Here is a 20,042-nt window from a genome sequence, read left to right on the forward strand (position 1 = left end):
TCGCGTTAGCGCTTGGTCAATTGAGTGGTGGCTTCCAGTGGTGTCACTGGCTGTCCATCGGTGAGCCATCCTCCTCCGGCGGCAACCACCGTCTCGCCGGGCTTGAGTCCAGCGAGGACGCGCGCGCTGTCTCCTTCCTGTACCGGCGTGAAGCGCACCGCGCGACGGTGCACCTTCTTATCTTCAGGGGTGTAGACGAAGACGGAAGCCTCGCCCGGCTTCGTGCCGAGCACCAGCGAGGCATAAGGTATGGATACAGTCTCGGGCCGAGAGGTCTTGGAGGTTGCCGCAGGTGCGTCGAGCACGACCTGTACGGGAATACCTGGCCGAAGTGCGCGCGCTTGCGCGTTATCTTCAGGCACTAGCACCACGGGTAGGAGCGAGCCATTTTCGGCGCGCAGACCGACACGACGTACCACCGCTCGGATTGGTTGTTCGGCTCCGCTCCAGCTCAGTTCTGCGCGTTGGCCGACATCTATGTGAGGTGCCTGTGTAGTAGACGCGTTCGCGATGATCTCAGTGCCACTGCGCACGCCGTCGACCTGAAATACCGGCGCACCAGCAGCAATGTCGGTGAACGCCAAAGCCAGCTTTTCCGCCACGACACCATCGAAAGGAGCGACGATCATCGTGCCACGTTGTGCTCGTTCGGCCAGGCCAAGCGCCGCCTTGGCAGTGCGCGCTTGACCCTCTGCGACCGCTAGCTGCGCCTTCGCGCTCTCGAACGCAGCAGGGGAGATGACTTCGCTTTCGAGCAACCGGCGCTGTTGATCTGTCTGTACACGTCGATCCATCAGGCCGGCTTCGGCGGCCGCCAGGGATGCTTGCGCTTGTGTCACGCGAAGCCGGTCAGGTTGCGCATCAAGTTCTGCCAGGACTTGGCCGCGGGAGAACCGTTCACCCACGTCGACGTTCAACTTGGCGATCCGTCCTCCTGTTTCAAATCCTAGGATGCTGCGCTCGGTTGCTCGCGCCGAGCCAGTCAATTCGATGCGAGAGCTATGCGGGAGATCCGACTGCGCGGCGGCGAGCTTCACTGCGCGCGGAGGCTCGGATACGGTGGATTGCGAGTTTCCGCACCCTGAGAGCAGAGTCGAAATGGATAGTGTGCAAGCAACCGCCAAGGAGCGCGGTGCGCACGCGGTCATGACACCGCTACGGACGCGACTCATGTGCGTCCTTTTGCCGGGACAAGTTCGAGATGGCCCGAGGCGAGATCCTGGAGCGCCCGAAAGAAATGCCGCCGCTCTGCGGGTGCGAGTATTGGCAAACCCAGAAGATCGGCGAACAGGGCGCCATCCAATGCCAGCATGATGAGTGCCGCGGTCTCGGTGCCACGCGGGGATCGACGCACGCGTTCGTACTGCACGCGGTAACACTCGCGCAGTGGGTCGAGAAGTGTTGGATCTTCCGCAGCTGCCGCGAGCAGCGCTGCGCCCATCTTCTGCATCTCGTCGTCGGGCATCGCTTCCACCTGGCTCGACAGCCAGGGGTCCGGATCTCCGGCAAACCTGCGCTCGTGATTGGCTTGTACCGCGTCGAACGCCCGGATCATCTCGTCGATCAGTGTCACGAACAAATCGCGTTTGGTCTTGAAGTGATAGAGAAACGCCCCTTTGCTCAACCCGGCCCGCACAACGACGGCGTCCAGTGTCAAGCGACTGGCACCTTCCTCCAGCACCAGTTCGCGGGCGGCCTGCAGGATGCGGTCGCGAGTTCGCTGGGCTCCTTGCTGGAGGCCGGGCTGCGCATCGGCGCTGCTATGGGCAGTGGACGGGGGGGGCAACTTTGTTTTCGCGCGGGGCGGCATGGTCGTGCTCCAAAAAAGCTTGAGTCATATACAGTCCAGACGGTATAGTAGAAGCCATACAACAGTCCGTCAAGACTTTTTCGGAGCGCAAGGAGCTGCCATGTCTCAAATTCTTGAACGCTATCGCCTCATTGCCATGATTTCTCCGCTACTGCTTCTTGCGGCCTGCAGCCATGCCCCGCACTCTGCCGATCCACCTCGCCTGGATGTACCGGCCCATTTCTCAAATGAAGAGGGAGGTGAAGGCATCTTGGACAAATCGTCCCGCCGTACTCTTCCCGTCGATTGGTGGACGGCCTACGGCGATCCGCACCTCAATGCCTTGGTCCGGGCGGCGCTGGAGCGCAATACCGAACTGACGATTGCGCGAGCGCGCGTGGACGAGGCATCGGCCGCCACGCGGCGAGCACGGGCCTCCCTGCTCCCCTCGTTGTCCGCGGGCACGCAGGCAACTCGAGGACGCGACTATTCAGAGAACGTTGCAATCGGCAATGATGGCCGCGCCACGTTGTCCGCATCGTGGGAGGCAGACCTGTCGGGACGGCTTTCGCAGGCAGCAGAAGGTGCGCGCCTGGATGCGGTGGCAGCCGAACAAGCGTGGGTTGCCACGCGGTGGCAGGTCGCGTTTGAAACAGTGTCGGCGGCTGTGCAGCAGCGCCAAGCCAGTGAGCTCGAAGCGCTAGCCGCGGCGCGGCTGGCATCCGCAGAACGACTCGTCTTGCTGATGCAACGGAAGTTCGAGGCCGGACAAGCTACCGGCTTCGACATCGAGCGTACCCGCGCCGGCGTCGTCGCACTGCGCGTGGAGCAAGAGCAACTGCGGCGTGCGCGCGGCGAGGCGACGCATGCACTCGATGTACTAGTGGGACAAACGCCCGGAGCGCCTGCAGCTTCCCCAACTCTTGCGTCGCTCGCCGTCCCGGACTGGACACCGACACGCATACCTGCGGACCTGCTGAGTGAGCGGCCCGACGTGCGCGCCGCCGAAGCGAAGTTCGCCGCCGAAACCGCGCGCTGGAACGCAGCCGAAGGCGAACGCTTCCCCAGGCTGGTGTTGGACCTGAGCGGCGGACGGCAGCGCGTAGAGAGTGTGGGAACCCGCATCACTGGAAACATTTTTTCACTTGGGGCCGGGGTGTCGTTGCCGATCTTCGATGGTGGCGCGATCCGTGCCGGCATCGAGACCGGAGAGGCGCGCAGCCGAGCTGCCCGTGCGGAGTTCGAGCGCACTTTGTTGAGTGCTTTGCAGGACGTAGAGAACGCATATCTCGGTTGGCATACGCAGCACGCAGCACTGGAGCATCAGGCCGAGGGTGTCGCAGTCGCGGAGCGTCAGCTCGATCGCAGCCGACGTCTGTTCGAGGCGGGACAAGTGGACGCCACGGTGGTGGCCGAGGCTGAGGCCGGGGTGCTGTCAGCGCAGGCTTCGCTGATCCGCACGCGGGCCGAGACAGCCATGCAATGGGGCGTCCTGGCAAAAGCATTATCCGGCTCTCCTGTTTGATCGCAGAAACATGCTGGAGCAGCTTGCGAAGGCTAGCTAAATAGCGTGACGCAAGGCGAAGGTGGTGAGGCCTGAGTGATGAGGAATGCGAACATGGAAATTCGACACCTGCGCTACTTTCTGGCGGTGGCAGAGGAGCTGCACTTTGCCCGAGCCGCAGAGCGCCTCCACATAGAGACATCGCCGCTGTCGCGCGCCATCAAGGAACTTGAGGAAGAGTTGGGCGTAGCGCTATTTGCGAGAACCACTCGGAGCACCCGCTTGACTCGTGCGGGCAGGCTCTTCTTTGAGAGCGTGCCGCGTGTCTTCGCAGCTTTGCAGCAGGCGCGCGACAGTGTGAACGCCGCAGCCAATGGCTTTCATTGCCAGCTCCGTATTGCATTGTCTGATGGAATCACGCCATCGCGCCTGCCTGCGTTGTTGGCGCTCTGCCGGCAGGAAGAGCCGGAAGTGGAAGTTCGCTTCTTCGAGGTGCCTTTGGCACAGCAAATCAAGGGATTGTGTGGCGAACTGTACGATCTCGGCTTCGCTCAATCGGATGAAGTCGGCGAAGGCATCATCGCCGTGCCGGTGTGGAGTGACCCTCTGATGGTAGCTGTGCCCGCACGGCACCCCTTGCTATCCCACAAACAGATTCCCCTAGAAGAGCTGTTGCGGTATCCGCTGGTGCTCTGCGACGCGGTGGCGTGTGAGGGCCATGCTCGGCAAGTTGAACGGGTGCTACGTCGCGTGGACATAGAGCCACTGATTGCCGAACGCGTGACTTCCAGCGATCTAATGATGGTCCTGGTTTCGGCGGGACTTGCACTAGGCCTCACAGGAGGCGCGCATATCACAGCCAGCAGGGAACAGGGGGTGGTCGCACGGCCGCTGACTGGACGTTCGCCAATGCTCACGACCTATCTACTACGGCCGGCCAGCGAGCCGTCAGAAATGCTGACTCGCTTCATGGAACGCGTTCATTCGATCAAATCTCCAGATGCCAAAGGTCGGCGGTAAACCATCACACAATCTCCCAAAGAAAATTAACCATGAAGAAGATTGCTCTCATATTGCTTTCCTCGACATTGGCAGCCTGCAGCCCATCTGGGAAACCAGATAAAGCCAACCTTCCGACAGTCGATGAATTAGCGCTCAATCCTGAGCGTCTGAAAGAGTTGCGCAAGCAATGCAAGTTGGATCGACCAATGCTGGGCGACCAACTATGTAACCGGGTTGCCGAGGCTACGCGAAAGCGCTTTTACGAAGATGGCGATGTGCCCCACACCACGCCTAAAGAGCCGCCGAAGTTCTAAGCTGGTGGTCATGCCGGAGTATGTATGCCGGATATGAAAAATTTGAAGGAGAATCGCAATGGGTTGGATCTATCTTGTTTTGGCTGGATTGTTTGAAATCGGATGGCCGGTCGGGCTGAAAATGGCGCAAGAGCCAACATCGCGTTGGAGTGGGGTCGCAGTAGCCGTCTCTTTCATGACAATTAGCGGCGCCTTCCTATGGCTTGCTCAGCGTCAGATACCGATTGGGACTGCTTATGCGGTGTGGACGGGTATCGGAGCGGCGGGAACTTTCTTAGTCGGAATTCATTTCTATGGCGACCCAACCTCCCTGATGCGATACCTTGGCGTGGCGTTGATCATCCTGGGCGTTATCACGCTCAAGTTATCGAGTTGATCGCTAGCTCCATTGGTAGCGTAGTCGCTAGGCGACCCAGCTCCCAGAGTGGATCGGGCGCTGGGAACTCGTACGGTCACCTCCTCTCTCTAGTCGCTATGTGACGAGCTTGCCGGCGCCTCGGGAGAGTTCGAGCCAGTGCGCGTAAGGCGGTGGGAGCACCCATTCCGGGTGGCTCCACCTTCAGTGCCTGCGCCAAGGTGACCTGAGTACGAACTTTGTAGCCAGTCAGGCAGTGAGTTCGGAGGGGATGCTATCGGATTGGATCCAGTTGCGCCGGATCGTCGCCGGCGGTTTGTAAGCATGCGCGCTATGCGGCCGCTGCTCGTTGTAGAACTGTCGCCAACGTTCGATCAGCACCTTCGCTTCGGTCCGACTGCGGAACCATTCGCGGTTGAGCAGTTCGTCGCCCATCGTTGCCTGCGAAGTCAGGACCAGCAGAATCCTGAGGGGAGTTCTCATCATGGTTTTCTCCGTTCAGACGCTTGGGATCAAGCGGCCGGAGACCACTACGCCTGCTTGGCTTTGCGCGCTGCCTCGACCAAGCTGTCGAGCCAGTCCTGATGGCCGTTGATCATCGGGTTGGGTTTGGCGTTGTGCAGCTCCTCGGCCGGTTTGCCCTTCTGAGTTTCCTGCGTGAGGATGCGCACGCGCCTGCCGTCCAGGTTCTCAACCAGCCAGGCGTGATGCACATCCAGGCGCGTATCTGTGCCTTCCTCGCCGGACCAGCCGTGCCAGGCCACGCGGCCGGGTTGCCCATCCGCAGGTGGCACGTATTCGTTGCACTGCCCCTCTACCGGGAAGCCGAAGGTCTCGAAGTAAAACCGATCGCCGTCGGCCAGTACCGGGCCTTTGCCGTCATGAAAGCACACGTTAGCCGAGTTGGCGTAGTAGCTTGGCCACAGCGATGGTGTGACGAGTAGAGGCCATACGTCGGCCGCGCTCAAGCCGGCGGCGATGATCTCATTGGAGGCGAAATTCTCAGTAAAGCCCGGCGTGTAGCCTTCGGGCCAGAGGATGGCGTTCTGTTGCTTGCTCATATCGAAGCTCCTTCACAAAATGTCGATGACGCAACAGGGGTGGCTGCGTCATTCAAGTGGTCATGGAGCAAATCATGAGCCTCCATCTGCAATAAGTGAAATCCTAAGTTTCTATTTTTGATATCATAAAATATGATATCAAGGCCTAGGTTCTGCCATCCACCGACTAGGCTATCTCGCAGCGGCGCTACGAAAGGGCGCGTCTCCAATTGAGCCGACTGATTGCTTATTTGTAGTGCGAGGTAGAGTTGTGCTGAGCATGACGATAGGAGCGATCTTGCCTACTTGTTGTTAGCACAGGAAGTGAACAGCAGTGCTCGTATCCAGCGATGTGCTGGATCGTGATGGGTGCGTTCGTGCCAAGCAGCCGTCTTGGTGAACCCCGGTATCTTCACCGGCGGCAGGGAGATAGCCAGCTTGTCCATACCGGCGACCAAGCGGCTCGGCAAGATCGCAACCATGTCACTGGCACGCAGGATGTCTGGCAAGATCAGAAAGCTCTTGACCGACAGTGTGACGCTGCGTCGTTTGCCCAACTGTTCTAGCGCATCGTCGGTGACGCCGCGGAAACCTCCACCATCGTAGGAAACAAGCGCATGGTCGAGAGCACAGAACTGTTTAACGGTCAGCTTGCGCCCCATAGCCGCAGGATGGTCTTCCCGCAGGACACACACATAGTGTTCCTTGAACAGCTCTCGGGCATGCAGATTTGGCGGAGTGATCTCTGGCGTCAGGAGGGCTAAATCGATCTGACCGCGCTCAAGCTGGTTCTGTAGCTGCCCGCTCTCGACTGGCACTAATGAGACTCGTACACGCGGTGCGTGCCGTTTAAGTGCCGATAGAAATGGGACAGCAACGGCACGCAGCGCATAGTCCGTCGCGGCGATGGAGAAGGTCAGTTGTGCGGTGGCCGGATTGAAGGAAGGTGGCTGGAGCAGCGCGTCGATTTCGGCGAGCACCTGCTTGACAGGCATCCCTAGATCCAGCGCCCGCTGCGTTGGAACGATACCCCGCTGCGAGCGCGCGAAAAGCGGGTCACCGAAGCTCTCGCGCAACCGCGTCAGCATGCCACTCAAGGCCGGCTGGGTTAGTCCCAGACGGGCCGCCGCCCGTGTCACATTGCGTTCGTCTAACAATGCGTCCAGCGCCTTGAGCAAGTTGAGATCCATACTCTTGATATTTTTCATTTTTATTCCAATCTTAAATATCATCGTTTTTCATGATATCTAAATATTGCCTATGAGTGGAAGCAAGGCCCATTGACGGCTTTTTTTGGGTAACTTGCTTGGAACTCTGTATGCGCCGCAGTGCGCTTTCGCTTGCGGCGCTTTTCTTTGACTCGCCACCGCGCTCATTCTTTCTTTTCCCTCGACCATTGTGCTGCGAACGGTCTTTGACCGGCACTAGCCCAGAACCGATCCTGACGCCTGCGACACCCCCTGTGCAACGCTTTCAATGAGACACCAGCGCAGGAGAAATCGGAGGACAGGTCATGCAAGGGACGAACGTTCTGTTCGGCCAGATCGCTGTGGTAATCGGCATCGTGATCGCCGGCGTCTGGGGCGCCACACAATGGACAGCAGCGACCCTTGGCTATCAAGTACGCCTCGGATCGCCCTGGTTCGATCTTCTAGGTGTACCGGTTTATCACCCGTGGCGCTTGTTCGAATGGTGGTTCTTCTTTGATGCCTACGCGCCGCACGTCTTCGACACAGGCGGTGCGATTGCGGGTGGTAGCGGTTTGTTCGCTTTACTCGTCGCCATCGCCATGTCGGTATGGCGTTCTCGGCAGTCGCGGCTGGTTACGACTTATGGTTCGGCACGCTGGGCCGATGCCGTCGACATCCGCAAAGCTGGACTGACCCTCCCGGCGGGCGTCTTCCTCGGCCAACACGACGACCAATACCTCCGACATGAGGGGCCGGAACATGTCCTGAGCTTCGCACCCACGCGCTCGGGCAAGGGCGTGGGCTTGGTGGTGCCTACGTTGCTTTCGTGGCCGGCGTCCGCCGTCATTCACGACATTAAGGGAGAGAACTGGAAGATCACGGCGGGCTGGCGTTCGCGCTTTTCGCACTGCCTGCTTTTCAACCCCACCGATAGGCAGTCGGCCGCCTACAACCCGCTGCTTGAAGTCCGGCGCGGCGCACATGAAGTGCGCGACGTGCAGAACATCGCCGACATTCTGGTTGACCCTGAAGGTGCGTTAGAGAAGCGCAATCATTGGGAGAAGACCAGCCACGCGCTACTGGTCGGTGCAATCTTGCATGTTCTGTACGCAGGCGAGGACAAGACGCTGCGCGGCGTCGCCAACTTCCTCAGCGACCCGGCGTGTCCGTTCGAGCTGACGCTGCACCGGATGATGACGACGAAGCACCTGGGCGATGCGCCTCACCCGGTTGTCGCATCCGCTGCCCGCGAAGTGCTCAACAAGTCGGACAACGAGCGATCGGGCGTGCTCTCCACCGCCATGTCGTTTCTCGGCCTGTACCGCGACCCGACCGTGGCCGAAGTCACATCGCGCTGCGATTGGCGCATCGCCGACCTGATTTCCGCCGAGCACCCGGTATCGCTCTATCTGGTGGTGCCGCCCTCCGACATAAGCCGCACCAAGCCGCTGATCCGGCTCATCTTGAACCAGATCGGGCGGCGGCTGACCGAATCGCTCGACGGCAGCGATGGCATCGCGCGCCGGCACAAGCTGCTGCTGATGCTGGACGAGTTTCCGGCGCTGGGTCGCCTCGATTTTTTCGAGTCCGCGCTTGCCTTCATGGCCGGCTACGGCATCCGCAGCTTTCTCATCGCTCAAAGCCTGAACCAGATCGACAAGGCGTATGGGCAGAACCATTCCATCCTCGACAACTGCCATGTCCGGGTGACTTTCGCCACCAACGACGAAAGGACGGCGAAAAGGATTTCCGAAACCCTCGGCACCGCCACCGAGCTTCGCGCGCAGCGCAACTACGCGGGCCACCGCCTCGCTCCGTGGCTGGGGCACCTGATGGTGTCGCGTCAGGAAACTGCACGTCCGCTGCTGACGCCCGGCGAGGTGATGCAGCTTCCACCTGAGGACGCCGTAGTCATGGTGTCCAGCGTTGCCCCGATCCGCGCGAAGAAGCTGCGTTACTACGTCGACGCCAATTTCAAGGATCGCGTCCTGCCACCGCCCGTGCTCGCAGTCGGGAGGTACGCCGACGCGCCGCCAGCCCGCCCCGACGACTGGAGCGGCTTGGCGATCCCGGCCGTACCTACGGCGCCGACCTCGGTATCCGCCGATGGTCCGGGCGGCACCGATGACGGCGGCCCGCGCCGCCAGCTCGAACTCTCCGAAACCGTCGCCTACGAGCCCGAGTTGGACGCGTGTGCGAACGACCTGGAGCTGCTCGATGACGACGACCTGGCGCTCCCGCTTCCCGGCCAGCTCGACCCGGCCATGCAGCGCACGGCCCGGCTGGCTTCTCTCGACCCCAACGACGGAATCGACCTATGAGCCAATACCGCCTCAATCTTTTCATCCAGCCCGAGCACGCCAAGCGCCTGGATGAACTTGCCGCCAAGAAAGGCGTGTCCAAGTCCTCCATCGTCGCAGCGGCCTTGGCGTCCTGGCTGTCACCCGATGCGGGCGACCAGCGTGAGGCCGCCATTGCCAAGCGGCTGGATCGACTGTCGCGGCAGACCGAACGCATGGAGCGCGACCAGAACATCCAGATCGAAACGCTGGCGCTGTTCATCCGCTATTTCTTGACCATCAGCACGCCGGTGCCAGAAGCCCACAAGGACGCGGCCCGCGCCCAGGGCAAAGCGCGCTTCGAGCAGTTCGTCGAGCAGTTGGGTCGCCACCTGCTGCGTGGCCGCAGTCTGGTGCGCGACGTGGTGGAGGAACTGCACCCCGATCCGATGCGGATGGATGACGCAGCAGCGATGGCGTCCGCCGATGAGCGAGCTGCAGAGCGTGCGTCATGAGTGCCGTTCCGCAGATTCCGCCTGAATCTCGCTCATCCGCCGCGGCGTCCCAGGATCGCCGCATCCAGATGCTGCGCACGGCGATGGGGCCGCTGATCGCCGCTGCGCTCGAAGATCCGGATGTTGTGGAAATCATGCTCAACCCCGATCGCACCCTGTGGGTGGATCGGCTGTCGTCGGGTCGCTCGCCGCTGGGCGTGGAGATGCCCGAGGCCGATGGTGAACGCATCATCCGCCTGGTCGCCGCGCATGTCGGCGCGGAGGTGCATCGCGGCCAGCCGCTCTTGACCGCCGAGTTGCCGGAAACCGGCGAGCGTTTCGAGGGCATCCTGCCTCCGGCCGCCCCGGGGCCAGCCTTCGCGCTACGCAAGCGGGCCGTGAGCATCATCGGCCTGGATCGCTACGTGGCCGACGGCATCCTGACCGCCGGGCAGGCCGAGTTCCTGCGCCGCGCCGTGCGCGAGCGGCAGAACATCCTGATCGCCGGCGGCACCAGCACCGGCAAGACCACGCTGGCGAACGCGCTGCTGGCCGAGATCGCCGCCACAGGCGACCGCGTGCTGGTGCTCGAAGACACCATCGAGCTGCAATGCGCGGCCCGCGACCATGTGCCGCTGCGCACCCGCGCCGGCGTCGTCACAATGACCGAGCTGGTGCGGGCCACGATGCGCCTGCGGCCTGACCGCGTGATCGTCGGCGAAGTGCGTGGCGGCGAAGCCCTGGACTTGGTGAAGGTCTGGGGCACCGGCCACCCCGGCGGCATTGCCACCATCCATGCCGGCTCCGCCTTGGGCGCACTGCTGCGTCTGGAGCAACTGATCCTCGAAGTGGCAGTGAATCCGCCCCGCGCCCTGATCGCCGAGGCGGTCAACGTGGTGATTCACATCGCAGGCCGTGGCCGCAAACGTCACGTCGAAACCATCTCCCGTGTCGTCGGCTTCGACGGTGCGGGCTATCGCCTGACAGATGCGCTGGAAACGCCGTTTCCCGAGCTGCCGCCGGTTCCTCTTGCAGCCGCTGCCGCTGCGCCTTCCTCGACCCCTGACCAACCTGGAGAACTGCCATGACGCACGTTGATGCTTTCCGTCTTTCCGTAAATCCTATTTCTCGCCTGTCCAGCATGGCGCGGCTGCGCCACCTGGCCCGTCCCGCAGGGCAAGGGCTGCTGCTGGCCGCGCTGATGCTGTTGCTGGCGGGCACGGCGCAGGCCGCCGGTTCCTCGATGCCGTGGGAAGGGCCGCTGACCTCCATCCTCGAATCCATCCAAGGGCCAGTCGCCCGGATCGTGGCGGTGATCATCATCATCTCGACGGGGCTTGCGCTGGCGTTCGGTGATACCAGCGGCGGCTTTCGCAAGCTGATCCAGATCGTGTTCGGCCTGTCCATCGCGTTCGCCGCGTCCTCGTTCTTCCTGTCGTTCTTCAGCTTCTCCGGAGGGGCCGTCGTATGAGTAAGGCCACCGATCTTCCGGGCTTTGAAGTGCCGCTGCATCGCTCGCTGACCGAGCCGATCCTGCTGGGCGGTGCGCCGCGCACCGTGGCGATTGCCAACGGCACGCTAGCCGCCGCCGTCGGGCTGGGCCTGCAACTGTGGATTCCCGGCGTGGTGCTCTGGATCGTCGGCCACTCGCTGGCCGTATGGGGTGCGCGCGTCGATCCGCAGTTCATGCAGGTCTTCGCGCGGCATATCAAACACCGCCCGCTTCTGGACGTGTGAGGGGAGGACGCCATGCTGAACCTTGCCGAATATCGTCAGCGCCCGGCCTTGCTTGCCGACTGGCTGCCCTGGGCCGGGCTGGTCGCGCCGGGCGTTGTGCTGAACAAAGATGGTTCGTTTCAACGCACGTTCCAGTTTCGCGGCCCCGACTTGGACAGTGCGACACAGGGCGAGCTGATTGCCACGTCGGCGCGGCAGAACAACGCGCTTCGCCGTACCGGGTCTGGCTGGGCCTTCTATATCGAGGCCGAGCGGATGCGGGCATCGAGCTATCCGCAATCCTCCTTTCCCGAACCACTGTCCTGGCTGGTGGATGAGGAGCGACGCGCGGCGTTCGAGGAGTCGGATGGCCATTTCGAGAGCGTCTATCACTTCACGTTGCAACACCTACCGCCGCAAGAGTCTCGCGCCCGTGCGGCTGGGATGCTGTACGAGAACCGGCCCACTGAGGGTGTGGACTGGCGTGGTCGGCTTGATTCCTTCGTGGCAGAGACCGATCGCGTGTTCGACCTGCTCGATGGTGTGATGCCGGAGATTGCCTGGCTGGACGATAGCCAGACGCTGACCTACCTGCATGCCACAGTCTCCACGCGGCGCTATCGCGTCGGCGTGCCCGACGTGCCGTTCCATATCGACGCACTGCTGGCCGATGCCGCGCTGGTCGGCGGCCTGGCGCCCATGCTGGGCGATCAGCACCTGCGCGTGGTGTCGGTACGAGGCTTCCCGACCTCGACCTGGCCGGGGATCTTGGACGACCTCAACCGCCTGGGCTTTGCGTATCGCTGGAGTACGCGCTTCCTGTGCCTGGACAAAGCCGAGGCGGAACGGGAATTGGGGCGCTTGCGGCGCCAATGGTTCGCCAAGCGCAAGAACGTCATCGCGCTGCTGCGCGAAACGATCTTTCAGCAGGAAAGCCCGCTGGTCGATACCGATGCCAGCAACAAGGCCGCCGACGCCGATGCCGCCTTGCAGGAGCTGGGCAGCGATCAAGTCGCCTTCGGCTACCTCACCGCCACGGTGACGGTGCTCGACGCCGACCCGGCCGTGGCCGACGAGAAGCTGCGCATGGTGGAGCGCGTCATCCAGGGCCGGGGTTTCGTGACCATCCCCGAAACCCTCAACGCAGTCGATGCCTGGCTGTCGTCCGTCCCCGGCAACGCATACGCGAACGTGCGTCAGCCCATCGTTTCGACGCTGAACCTGGCGCACATGATGCCGATGTCAGCGGTATGGGCTGGGCCGGAGAAGAACGAACACCTCGATGGCCCGCCGCTGATCGTCACCCGCACCGATGGCGCGACGCCGTTCCGGCTGGTGACGCACATCGGCGACGTGGGGCACACCCTTGTCGCCGGGCCGACCGGCATGGGCAAGTCGGTGCTGCTCGCCATATTGGCCATGCAGTTCCGGCGCTACTTCGGCTCGCGGATCTTCGCCTTCGACATGGGGCGCTCGATGCGCGCCACCATCCTCGGCCTTGGCGGTGAGCACTACGACCTCGGTGCCGATGGCGGCATCGCCTTCCAGCCACTCGCGCGAATAGCCCACGAGGGCTACCGCACCTGGGCCGCCGAATGGGTGGAGGGCCGGCTGCTGCACGAAGGCGTGACGGTCGGCCCGGACGAGAAGGCTGCCATTTGGTCGGCGCTGCGAAGCCTTGCCGGTGCGCCAGTGGAGCAGCGCACCATGACCGGCTTGTCGGTGTTATTGCAGTCCAACGCGCTGCGCCAAGCGCTCGCGCCCTATGTGTTGGGCGGCGCCCACGGCAAGCTGCTGGACGCTGACCACGACCGGCTGGGCATGGCCGACGTGCAGGGCTTTGAGATGGAAGAACTGATGCACAGCCCCGCCGCCGTGCAAGCAGTGCTGCGCTACCTGTTCGCCCGCTTCGACGAACGTTTTGACGGCGCGCCCACGCTGCTGATCCTCGATGAAGCGTGGCTGTTCCTCGATGAGCCGTCCTTCGCGGCCCGCATCCGGCAATGGCTCAAGACGCTCAGAAAAAAGAACGTCAGCGTCATCTTTGCCACGCAGTCGCTGGCCGACATCAAGGACTCGACCATCGCGCCAGCCATCATCGAAAGCTGCGCGAGCAGGATCTTCTTACCTAACCCGCAGGCCACCGAGCCGCAGATTCGCACGATCTACGAAGGCTTCGGCTTGAACAGCCGCCAGATTGAGATCGTGGCGACCGCACAGCCCAAGCGCGATTACTACTACCAGTCGCGCCTCGGCAATCGCCTGTTCGACCTCGACCTGGGGCCTGTCGCGCTCGCATTCGCGGGCGCATCCACCCCTCAAGACCAACGCGATATTGACCGCGTGCTGACGCAGGCCGGCGCTCCCGGCTTCGCCGGCGCGTGGCTGCGCCATCGCGGCCTCGGCTGGGCCGCCGACCTGCTGCCGTCCGCTCCGGCGGCAGCTTCCTTTCTCGCTTCTCAACCGCTGGAGGTTTCACCATGAAGACCAAGCCCCGTTTGCTCTCTGTCTCACTCGCTGCCGTGCTGTCGGTATCGCTGCTGGCCGTGCAGCCCGCATCCGCGCTGACGGTGTTCGACCCGTCCAACTTCGTGCAGAACACGCTGACCGCCGTGCGCACGCTGGAACAGATCAACAACCAGATCAACCAGCTTCAGAACGAGGCGCAGATGTTGATGAACCAGGCCAGGAACCTGGCAAATCTCGACTTCAACATCGTCAACCGCCTGCGCTCGACGCTCGCCACCACCGAGCGCCTGATCGCCGAGGCGCGCGGCTTGGCCTACGACGTGCAGAGCATGGATGCCACGTTCGCCCGCCTGTACCCGGAACAGTACGCCGCCACCATCAGCGGCGACCGCATGGCACAGGACGCCCGCGAACGCTGGCAGAACACCTTGAACGGCTTGCACACCGCGATGCGGATGCAGGCGCAGGTGTCGCAGAACCTCGCCCAAGACGAAAGCGCGCTGGCCGATCTCGTGAGCCAGAGCCAGTCGGCCACCGGCGCGCTGCAAGCGATGCAGGCGACGAACCAGCTCCTGGCTTTGCAGGCCAAGCAGTCGATCCAGGCGCAGCAGCTCCAGATCACGCAAGACCGGGCCGCTTCACTGGAACTGGCGCGGCAAGCGGCGGCTATGGAGCGCGCCCGCGAAGTGCGGCGGCGCTTTCTGGGCACCGGCACGCCGTACACGCCGCAGTCCGTCAACTTCTATAACAACTGACCGGAGGCGGCCATGCGATGCGCTTCCGTCCTGATGGCCGTGCTGCTGACCGCGTGCGGCCAGCAGCCGGCCGAGAACCTGGCCGACGCCCTGGCCGCAGATCCGGTGCGGCTCAAGGCGTTGCGCGGGCAATGCGCGGCCGACCGGCAGGCCGTGGGCGAGGATGCCTGCCGCGCCGCCGCTGAAGCCTTCCGGCGGCGCTTCTTCGCCGGCCATACCGGGCCGGATGAATACAACTCGCTGGCTGAACTCCCGCCGATTCCGCCGAGCTTCGATACGCCCGCAGATGAATTGCCAGAGGGCGCCGTTCCGCTCACTCCGCCCGAGGATTCGCCATGAACGACGTGACCATCATCGACCGTTTCCTCGATACGTTCTCGCGCTACATCGACTCGGGCTTCGGCTTATTGCAGGGCGAAGTGGCATTTCTCACCGCCACGCTCATCGTCATCGACATGACGATCGCTGGCCTGTATTGGGCCATGAGCCACGCCACCGGCCAGGGCGACGACGTGATCGCCAAGCTGCTGCGCAAGGTGCTCTGTGTCGGCGCGTTCGCCTACATCATCGGCAACTTCAACTGGCTGGCGAGCATCGTGTTCCGCTCGTTCGCCGGCTTGGGAATTACCGCTACCGGCTCGGCCATCACGATGGAGAACTTCCTTCAGCCGGGCCGGCTGGCGAAGACCGGCATCGACGCAGCCGCGCCGATTCTGGAACAGATCGGGGACATGGCTGGGTTCCCCGAGGTGTTCGTGAACATCGACCCTATCGTGGTTCTGTTCATCGCCTGGCTGGTGGTGATCCTCTGCTTCTTCGTGCTGGCCGTACAGCTTTTCATCACGCTGATCGAGTTCAAACTGACTACGCTCGCCGGCTTCGTCTTGATCCCGTTTGCACTCTGGAACAAGACCTCGTTCCTCGCGGAAAAGGTGCTAGGCAACGTGGTGTCGTCAGGCATCAAGGTCTTGGTGCTGGCCGTCATCGTCGGCATCGGTTCAGGCCTGTTCGCCGAGTTCCAGGTGCATCCCGACGAACCATCCATCGACCACGCGCTGGTCGTGATGCTGGCCTCGCTCGCGCTGCTGGCGCTGGGCATTTTCGGCCCCGGTATCGCCACCGGCCTGGTGTCCGGTGCGCCACAGCTTGGTGCGGGCGCGATGGCTGGTGCTGCGGTCGGGGCTGTCGGCACCGGCGTTGCCATCGGCGCCGCCGTAACGGGCGTGGGCGGCGCCGTCATGGCCGGGGCACGAATGGCCCCGGCGGCCGCAAAGCTGGCCGGTGCCGGTGCGCGTGCCGCGACTTCGGCGGCCGGCAGTGCCCGATCGGCGTTCCAGGCCGGTTCCGCTGCGGCCGGCGGCGGTGCCAAGGGCGCGGCGGCTGGCCTCGGCAATGTCGCCAAGACTGGCGCACAAGCCGCAGGCCGCAGCGTCACCTCTGGTGCTTCCGCTGTTGGGCAGAAGGTGGCCGACTCCTTCCGCGCTGGCTGGAACGGCACAGAAGCCGGCAGCGACGGTGCTGGCCCCGGCCAGACCGCAGACGGCACCGCAGGCTCGCAGAAGCAACAGCAACCGGCCTGGGCCAAGCGGATGCACCGCCGCCAGCAGGCTACCCATGCCGCGACCACTGCCGCCCACACGCTGCGCGGCGGCGACGGCGGCGGCTCCGGGCAAGGCCCGAGCCTGCGGGATTCCGATACCTAACCTTCAAGGAGAACACCCATGCGATTCAAACGACCGCAGGTGCGCTACGCCGATACGCCGCAGCCTGCCACCCCGTATCAAGCCGCCGCCCAGGTGTGGGACGACCGTATCGGCTCCGCCCGCGTGCAGGCGAAGAATTGGCGCCTGATGGCCTTCGGCTGCCTAGTGCTCGCGCTGTTGATGGCCGGCGGCCTGGTGTGGCGCTCGGCGCAGTCCATCGTGACGCCCTATGTCATCGAGGTCGATCAAGCCGGGCAGGTGCGCGCCGTGGGAGAGGCCGCCACGCCGTACCGGCCCGGCGACGCGCAGATCGCGCACCACCTGGCGCGCTTCGTGACGCTGGTTCGCTCGCTGTCCATCGACCCCATCGTGGTGCGGCAGAACTGGCTCGATGCCTACGACTACACCACCGACAAGGGCGCGGCGGTGCTCAACGACTACGCCCGCACCAATGACCCATTCGCCCGCATCGGCAAGGAATCGGTAACGGTGCAAATCACCAGCGTGGTTCGCGCGAGCGACACGTCTTTCAACGTGCGCTGGACAGAGCAGCGCTATGTCAACGGTGCGCCCGCCGGCACCGAACGCTGGAACGCCGTGCTTTCGACCGTCCTGCAAACCCCGCGTACTGAACAGCGCCTGCTCAAGAACCCATTGGGTATCTACGTCAACGGCCTGTCATGGAGCCGCGAACTGGATTCTTCCGAAGGAGCCAAACCATGAAACTTCGTTTCCGCCTTTACGTTGTTCCTTTGACGCTGCTGGCCCTCGCGGGCTGCGCCTCGCAGGGGAAGCCGCCGCCATCCATCTCGCTCGACGAGACGGTGCTGGCCCAGCCGTTGCCCGAACCGCCCAAGCCCGTCGAAGTCGTCGCCGTCCCTGAACCGCTGGCGCTGCCGGCGCAGTTGAAGCCCCTGCCGGAACTCGATGAGGCCCCCGTTGCGCCGGAGCCGGCCGACGAAAAGGTGCGCGTTTCCCGTGCCAATGCAGAAGCGCGTATCGCGCCTACCCGTGAGGGCTACGTCAACGCGATTCAGGTGTGGCCGTTCACCGATGGCGCGCTTTATCAGGTCTATGCGTCGCCGGGGCGCGTGACGGTGGTTTCGCTTCAACCGGGCGAGGAACTGGTAACGGTCGCCGCCGGCGATACCGTGCGCTGGATCGTGGGCGACACGTCCAGCGGCGGCGGGGCCGATCTGCGCGTCAATGTGCTGGTCAAGCCTATCCGCTCCGGTCTGAAAACCAATCTCGTCATCACCACCAGTCGGCGCACCTACCTGCTGGAGCTGACCTCGACCGAGAGGGCATGGATGGCGTCGGTGTCCTGGGACTATCCGAAAGACCGAATGCTCGCGTTGCAGCGCCAGGCGCAGGCAGCGCAGGCAACAACGCCTGTCGATACGGGCCTGTCGCTGGACAAGATCCGCTTCCGCTACGCGGTATCGGGCAGCAACCCGCCGTGGAAGCCTCTGCGCGCCTTCGATGATGGAGAGAAGGTCTATATCCAGTTCCCGCCGGGCATCGCCCAGGGCGAGCTGCCGCCGCTGTTTGTCATCGGCGCGCAGGGCGACGGGCAACTGGTGAACTACCGTTTTCGCTCGCCGTACTACGTCGTGGATCGCCTGTTCGGCGCGGCCGAACTGCGGCTGGGCGGCGATGGCGGCGACGTGGTGCGGATCGAGCGCACCGATGGTGTTGCACGGAGGAACTGACCATGAGCCAGGATGACACTCCCGACCTTGCCGCGCCGCAGGCGGACAAGGTGGCGCCGGAGGCAGTGGCGCTGCGCGCCCAGCCGCGTCCAGTCACACGCCTGAACCGGCGCTCGCTGGCCATCCTTGCCGGCGTCCTAGCGGTCGCCGTGCTCGGCGCGCTGATGTGGTCGCTGCAACCTCATCGACGCAGCACAGGCGAGCAGACCGAGCTTTACAACGTCGATCGCGTGTCAAAGTCGGAAGGACTGGATGCGCTGCCGACGGACTATTCCAAGCTGCCGCCGGCGTTGCTGCCTGCCGTTCCCGAACTAGGGCCACCGCTGCCGGGCGATCTTGGCCCGGCTATCGTGAAGTCGCAGCAACCGGCGACGGCTGCCTACGCGGCCCCCGGTCACGACCCGAACGATGCCCTGCGAAAAGAAGCCGAGGCGGCCGCGGCCTCGTCCGTGTTCTTCCGCTCGGGTGGGCAGAATGCGGCGCCGGTAGCGCAGACACAGGTGGCCGCTGCGCCGGGCTTCGCCGCCAATGCGGCGTTTGACCCGCTGGCGGCCGGGCCGGCCTCCACGGCGGCCCAACCTGCTGACCCGACAGCGGTGCAAAACCGGCAAGACCAGAAAGAGGCTTTCATGAAAGCTGGCCCCACTGAAACCCGTAATTCCGGCAATCTGACTCTGCCAATTTCGCCGTATCAGGTTATGGCCGGAACAGTGGTCGCAGGTGCCTTGGTGACGGGCATCAAGTCGGACTTGCCCGGCGACGTGATCGCCACGGTGACGGAGCCGGTCTATGACACAGCCACCGGGCGCTTCCTGCTGATTCCGCAGGGTTCGCGCATCCTGGGCAAATACAACAGCCAGGTCAGCTACGGGCAGAGCCGCGTTCAAGTCGTCTGGAACCGGATCATCCTGCCGGACACGTCTTCGCTCACGCTCGACAACCTGGCCGGCACCGACCCAGCCGGCTATGCCGGGCTGGAGGACGATGTGGACTACCACTGGGGCCGCATCTTTGCCGGTGCGGCACTCACCACGCTGCTGGGCGTCGGTGCCGAGCTGGCCGCGCCGGAGAACCGGCAGGATGGTGATCGCGTCATCATCGCTGGGCGCGACAGCGCGCAGGACAGCATCAATCAGGTCGGCCAGGAGATGACCCGGCGCAACCTCAACATCCAGCCGACCTTAACGCAACGGCCGGGCCTGCCGGTTCGCATCATCGTCAACCGGGATCTGGTGCTGCGGCCGTACCAGCCGCTGTTCTTCAACCGGGGGACTTCACGATGAGCACGACCAAGAAGCTGCGGCTCGGCCCGCTGCCGAAGACCGAGAGCACCAAGCTGACTTTCGTTTGCCCGACCAGCTTGAAAGTCGACCTCGACCGCTACGCCGCGCTACACGCGCAGGCGTATGGCGAGGCCGTTGATGCGGCGACGCTGATCCCGCATATGCTGGAAGCGTTCATGGCGGGGGATCGAGGATTCAGGAAGGGCACGGCGACCCGCAGCACACCACCGAAGCCGCCATGATTGCACCGCATGCTATTCAACGGCATCCATCGAACGCGCAGCCCAGGCTGCGCGTTCTTCATTCTGGATGCCGCCGAGCCTGTTGGGCTATGATGATGCGACAGGCCCGCCGTTCCTCGGCAATCCAGCACTACACAGTGCGATGCGGCTTTCTCTCCCAACGCTCCTATGTCGCTCCTAGCCGACAACGCCGCT

General features: G+C 63.5%; 21 protein-coding genes and 1 pseudogene. 17 read left to right on the top strand and 5 right to left on the bottom strand.

Features of this window, described 5'->3' with window-relative positions; all coding sequences use genetic code 11:
• Positions 1-5: 5 nt before the first annotated feature.
• Complete coding sequence (locus tag AC05QJ_RS07080) at positions 6-1,172, bottom strand: efflux RND transporter periplasmic adaptor subunit (RefSeq protein WP_003092290.1); 1,167 nt, start codon at positions 1,170-1,172, stop codon at positions 6-8.
• Complete coding sequence (locus AC05QJ_RS07085) at positions 1,169-1,810, bottom strand: TetR/AcrR family transcriptional regulator (RefSeq protein WP_024944154.1); 642 nt, start codon at positions 1,808-1,810, stop codon at positions 1,169-1,171. The genes AC05QJ_RS07080 and AC05QJ_RS07085 overlap by 4 nt, the downstream gene beginning before the upstream one ends.
• 100 nt (positions 1,811-1,910) lie before the next feature.
• Here AC05QJ_RS07085 and AC05QJ_RS07090 point away from each other — a divergent pair, with 100 nt between their 5' ends.
• From AC05QJ_RS07090 to AC05QJ_RS07105, 4 genes are all read left to right on the top strand, one after another.
• A complete protein-coding gene (locus tag AC05QJ_RS07090; RefSeq protein ID WP_000078291.1) occupies positions 1,911-3,314 on the top strand; it encodes an efflux transporter outer membrane subunit in 1,404 nt (467 codons plus the stop codon).
• Between the two features lie 93 nt (positions 3,315-3,407).
• Positions 3,408-4,313 carry a LysR family transcriptional regulator gene (locus AC05QJ_RS07095; protein ID WP_000405670.1) on the top strand — a complete coding sequence of 302 codons (906 nt, stop codon included), beginning with the start codon at positions 3,408-3,410 and terminating at the stop codon, positions 4,311-4,313.
• Between the two features lie 32 nt (positions 4,314-4,345).
• Positions 4,346-4,609, top strand: a complete 264-nt coding sequence (locus AC05QJ_RS07100) for an EexN family lipoprotein (protein WP_000717310.1) — start codon at positions 4,346-4,348, stop codon at positions 4,607-4,609.
• A gap of 58 nt (positions 4,610-4,667) precedes the next feature.
• Positions 4,668-4,985 (top strand): DMT family transporter, encoded by a 318-nt coding sequence (locus AC05QJ_RS07105; RefSeq protein WP_000539741.1) that lies wholly within the window; start codon positions 4,668-4,670, stop codon positions 4,983-4,985.
• Positions 4,986-5,213: 228 nt separating this feature from the next.
• On the opposite strand, the pseudogene AC05QJ_RS07110 reads toward AC05QJ_RS07105, so the two are convergent.
• The 3 genes and pseudogenes from AC05QJ_RS07110 to AC05QJ_RS07120 all read right to left on the bottom strand — a co-directional run.
• A pseudogene (locus AC05QJ_RS07110) lies at positions 5,214-5,393 on the bottom strand (integrase core domain-containing protein); the annotation flags it as partial.
• A 101-nt stretch (positions 5,394-5,494) separates the two neighbouring features.
• Complete coding sequence (locus tag AC05QJ_RS07115) at positions 5,495-6,025, bottom strand: SRPBCC family protein (RefSeq protein ID WP_000043569.1); 531 nt, start codon at positions 6,023-6,025, stop codon at positions 5,495-5,497.
• A 281-nt stretch (positions 6,026-6,306) separates the two neighbouring features.
• Positions 6,307-7,212, bottom strand: coding sequence for a LysR family transcriptional regulator (locus AC05QJ_RS07120; RefSeq protein WP_023093368.1), 906 nt, complete (start codon positions 7,210-7,212; stop codon positions 6,307-6,309).
• A 305-nt stretch (positions 7,213-7,517) separates the two neighbouring features.
• On the opposite strand from AC05QJ_RS07120, the gene AC05QJ_RS07125 reads away from it, so the two are divergent.
• Genes AC05QJ_RS07125 through AC05QJ_RS07185 form a run of 13 tightly spaced genes read left to right on the top strand, consistent with a single transcriptional unit; the run spans position 7,518 to position 19,847 of the window.
• Positions 7,518-9,515 (top strand): conjugal transfer protein TraG, encoded by a 1,998-nt coding sequence (locus AC05QJ_RS07125; protein WP_001163195.1) that lies wholly within the window; start codon positions 7,518-7,520, stop codon positions 9,513-9,515.
• Positions 9,512-9,988: a ribbon-helix-helix protein, CopG family gene (locus AC05QJ_RS07130; RefSeq protein ID WP_000085131.1), complete on the top strand. Its 477-nt coding sequence runs from the start codon at positions 9,512-9,514 to the stop codon at positions 9,986-9,988. The genes AC05QJ_RS07125 and AC05QJ_RS07130 overlap by 4 nt, the downstream gene beginning before the upstream one ends.
• The gene (gene trbB / locus AC05QJ_RS07135; RefSeq protein WP_023093367.1) at positions 9,985-11,055 is read left to right on the top strand and encodes a P-type conjugative transfer ATPase TrbB; all 1,071 of its coding nucleotides are present in this window, start codon (positions 9,985-9,987) and stop codon (positions 11,053-11,055) included. The genes AC05QJ_RS07130 and trbB overlap by 4 nt, the downstream gene beginning before the upstream one ends.
• Entirely contained in the window at positions 11,052-11,438 is a 387-nt protein-coding gene (locus tag AC05QJ_RS07140) for a TrbC/VirB2 family type IV secretion system protein (RefSeq protein WP_000150010.1), read from the top strand. Before trbB ends, AC05QJ_RS07140 begins: the two co-directional genes overlap by 4 nt.
• Positions 11,435-11,704 carry a VirB3 family type IV secretion system protein gene (locus AC05QJ_RS07145; protein WP_003092280.1) on the top strand — a complete coding sequence of 90 codons (270 nt, stop codon included), beginning with the start codon at positions 11,435-11,437 and terminating at the stop codon, positions 11,702-11,704. The genes AC05QJ_RS07140 and AC05QJ_RS07145 overlap by 4 nt, the downstream gene beginning before the upstream one ends.
• 12 nt (positions 11,705-11,716) lie before the next feature.
• Positions 11,717-14,167, top strand: a complete 2,451-nt coding sequence (gene trbE, locus AC05QJ_RS07150; protein WP_000933135.1) for a conjugal transfer protein TrbE — start codon at positions 11,717-11,719, stop codon at positions 14,165-14,167.
• Positions 14,164-14,907, top strand: coding sequence for a P-type conjugative transfer protein TrbJ (trbJ, locus tag AC05QJ_RS07155; RefSeq protein WP_003092277.1), 744 nt, complete (start codon positions 14,164-14,166; stop codon positions 14,905-14,907). Before trbE ends, trbJ begins: the two co-directional genes overlap by 4 nt.
• 12 nt (positions 14,908-14,919) lie before the next feature.
• On the top strand, positions 14,920-15,246 hold the full coding sequence (locus tag AC05QJ_RS07160) for a hypothetical protein (RefSeq protein ID WP_014603538.1): 327 nt from the start codon (positions 14,920-14,922) through the stop codon (positions 15,244-15,246).
• Positions 15,243-16,610 carry a P-type conjugative transfer protein TrbL gene (trbL, locus tag AC05QJ_RS07165; protein ID WP_023093366.1) on the top strand — a complete coding sequence of 456 codons (1,368 nt, stop codon included), beginning with the start codon at positions 15,243-15,245 and terminating at the stop codon, positions 16,608-16,610. Before AC05QJ_RS07160 ends, trbL begins: the two co-directional genes overlap by 4 nt.
• A gap of 18 nt (positions 16,611-16,628) precedes the next feature.
• A complete protein-coding gene (trbF, locus tag AC05QJ_RS07170) occupies positions 16,629-17,333 on the top strand; it encodes a conjugal transfer protein TrbF (protein WP_001211312.1) in 705 nt (234 codons plus the stop codon).
• Positions 17,330-18,322 (top strand): P-type conjugative transfer protein TrbG, encoded by a 993-nt coding sequence (trbG, locus tag AC05QJ_RS07175; protein WP_000776560.1) that lies wholly within the window; start codon positions 17,330-17,332, stop codon positions 18,320-18,322. Before trbF ends, trbG begins: the two co-directional genes overlap by 4 nt.
• A 2-nt stretch (positions 18,323-18,324) precedes the next feature.
• Complete coding sequence (locus tag AC05QJ_RS07180; RefSeq protein ID WP_003092274.1) at positions 18,325-19,605, top strand: TraB/TrbI/VirB10 family type IV secretion system protein; 1,281 nt, start codon at positions 18,325-18,327, stop codon at positions 19,603-19,605.
• Complete coding sequence (locus AC05QJ_RS07185; RefSeq protein WP_000108283.1) at positions 19,602-19,847, top strand: DUF2274 domain-containing protein; 246 nt, start codon at positions 19,602-19,604, stop codon at positions 19,845-19,847. Before AC05QJ_RS07180 ends, AC05QJ_RS07185 begins: the two co-directional genes overlap by 4 nt.
• Positions 19,848-20,042 lie beyond the last annotated feature (195 nt).

Source organism: Pseudomonas sp. TUM25319 (assembly GCF_056388475.1).

Excerpts from the sequence above, each read along its gene's own strand:
- AC05QJ_RS07080 (WP_003092290.1), bottom strand. The coding sequence starts at position 1,172 with ATGAGTCGCGTCCGTAGCGGTGTCATGACCGCGTGCGCACCGCGCTCC.
- AC05QJ_RS07085 (WP_024944154.1), bottom strand. The coding sequence starts at position 1,810 with ATGCCGCCCCGCGCGAAAACAAAGTTGCCCCCCCCGTCCACTGCCCAT.
- AC05QJ_RS07090 (WP_000078291.1), top strand. The coding sequence starts at position 1,911 with ATGTCTCAAATTCTTGAACGCTATCGCCTCATTGCCATGATTTCTCCG.
- AC05QJ_RS07095 (WP_000405670.1), top strand. The coding sequence starts at position 3,408 with ATGGAAATTCGACACCTGCGCTACTTTCTGGCGGTGGCAGAGGAGCTG.
- AC05QJ_RS07100 (WP_000717310.1), top strand. The coding sequence starts at position 4,346 with ATGAAGAAGATTGCTCTCATATTGCTTTCCTCGACATTGGCAGCCTGC.
- AC05QJ_RS07105 (WP_000539741.1), top strand. The coding sequence starts at position 4,668 with ATGGGTTGGATCTATCTTGTTTTGGCTGGATTGTTTGAAATCGGATGG.
- AC05QJ_RS07115 (WP_000043569.1), bottom strand. The coding sequence starts at position 6,025 with ATGAGCAAGCAACAGAACGCCATCCTCTGGCCCGAAGGCTACACGCCG.
- AC05QJ_RS07120 (WP_023093368.1), bottom strand. The coding sequence starts at position 7,212 with ATGAAAAATATCAAGAGTATGGATCTCAACTTGCTCAAGGCGCTGGAC.
- AC05QJ_RS07125 (WP_001163195.1), top strand. The coding sequence starts at position 7,518 with ATGCAAGGGACGAACGTTCTGTTCGGCCAGATCGCTGTGGTAATCGGC.
- AC05QJ_RS07130 (WP_000085131.1), top strand. The coding sequence starts at position 9,512 with ATGAGCCAATACCGCCTCAATCTTTTCATCCAGCCCGAGCACGCCAAG.
- trbB (WP_023093367.1), top strand. The coding sequence starts at position 9,985 with ATGAGTGCCGTTCCGCAGATTCCGCCTGAATCTCGCTCATCCGCCGCG.
- AC05QJ_RS07140 (WP_000150010.1), top strand. The coding sequence starts at position 11,052 with ATGACGCACGTTGATGCTTTCCGTCTTTCCGTAAATCCTATTTCTCGC.
- AC05QJ_RS07145 (WP_003092280.1), top strand. The coding sequence starts at position 11,435 with ATGAGTAAGGCCACCGATCTTCCGGGCTTTGAAGTGCCGCTGCATCGC.
- trbE (WP_000933135.1), top strand. The coding sequence starts at position 11,717 with ATGCTGAACCTTGCCGAATATCGTCAGCGCCCGGCCTTGCTTGCCGAC.
- trbJ (WP_003092277.1), top strand. The coding sequence starts at position 14,164 with ATGAAGACCAAGCCCCGTTTGCTCTCTGTCTCACTCGCTGCCGTGCTG.
- AC05QJ_RS07160 (WP_014603538.1), top strand. The coding sequence starts at position 14,920 with ATGCGATGCGCTTCCGTCCTGATGGCCGTGCTGCTGACCGCGTGCGGC.
- trbL (WP_023093366.1), top strand. The coding sequence starts at position 15,243 with ATGAACGACGTGACCATCATCGACCGTTTCCTCGATACGTTCTCGCGC.
- trbF (WP_001211312.1), top strand. The coding sequence starts at position 16,629 with ATGCGATTCAAACGACCGCAGGTGCGCTACGCCGATACGCCGCAGCCT.
- trbG (WP_000776560.1), top strand. The coding sequence starts at position 17,330 with ATGAAACTTCGTTTCCGCCTTTACGTTGTTCCTTTGACGCTGCTGGCC.
- AC05QJ_RS07180 (WP_003092274.1), top strand. The coding sequence starts at position 18,325 with ATGAGCCAGGATGACACTCCCGACCTTGCCGCGCCGCAGGCGGACAAG.
- AC05QJ_RS07185 (WP_000108283.1), top strand. The coding sequence starts at position 19,602 with ATGAGCACGACCAAGAAGCTGCGGCTCGGCCCGCTGCCGAAGACCGAG.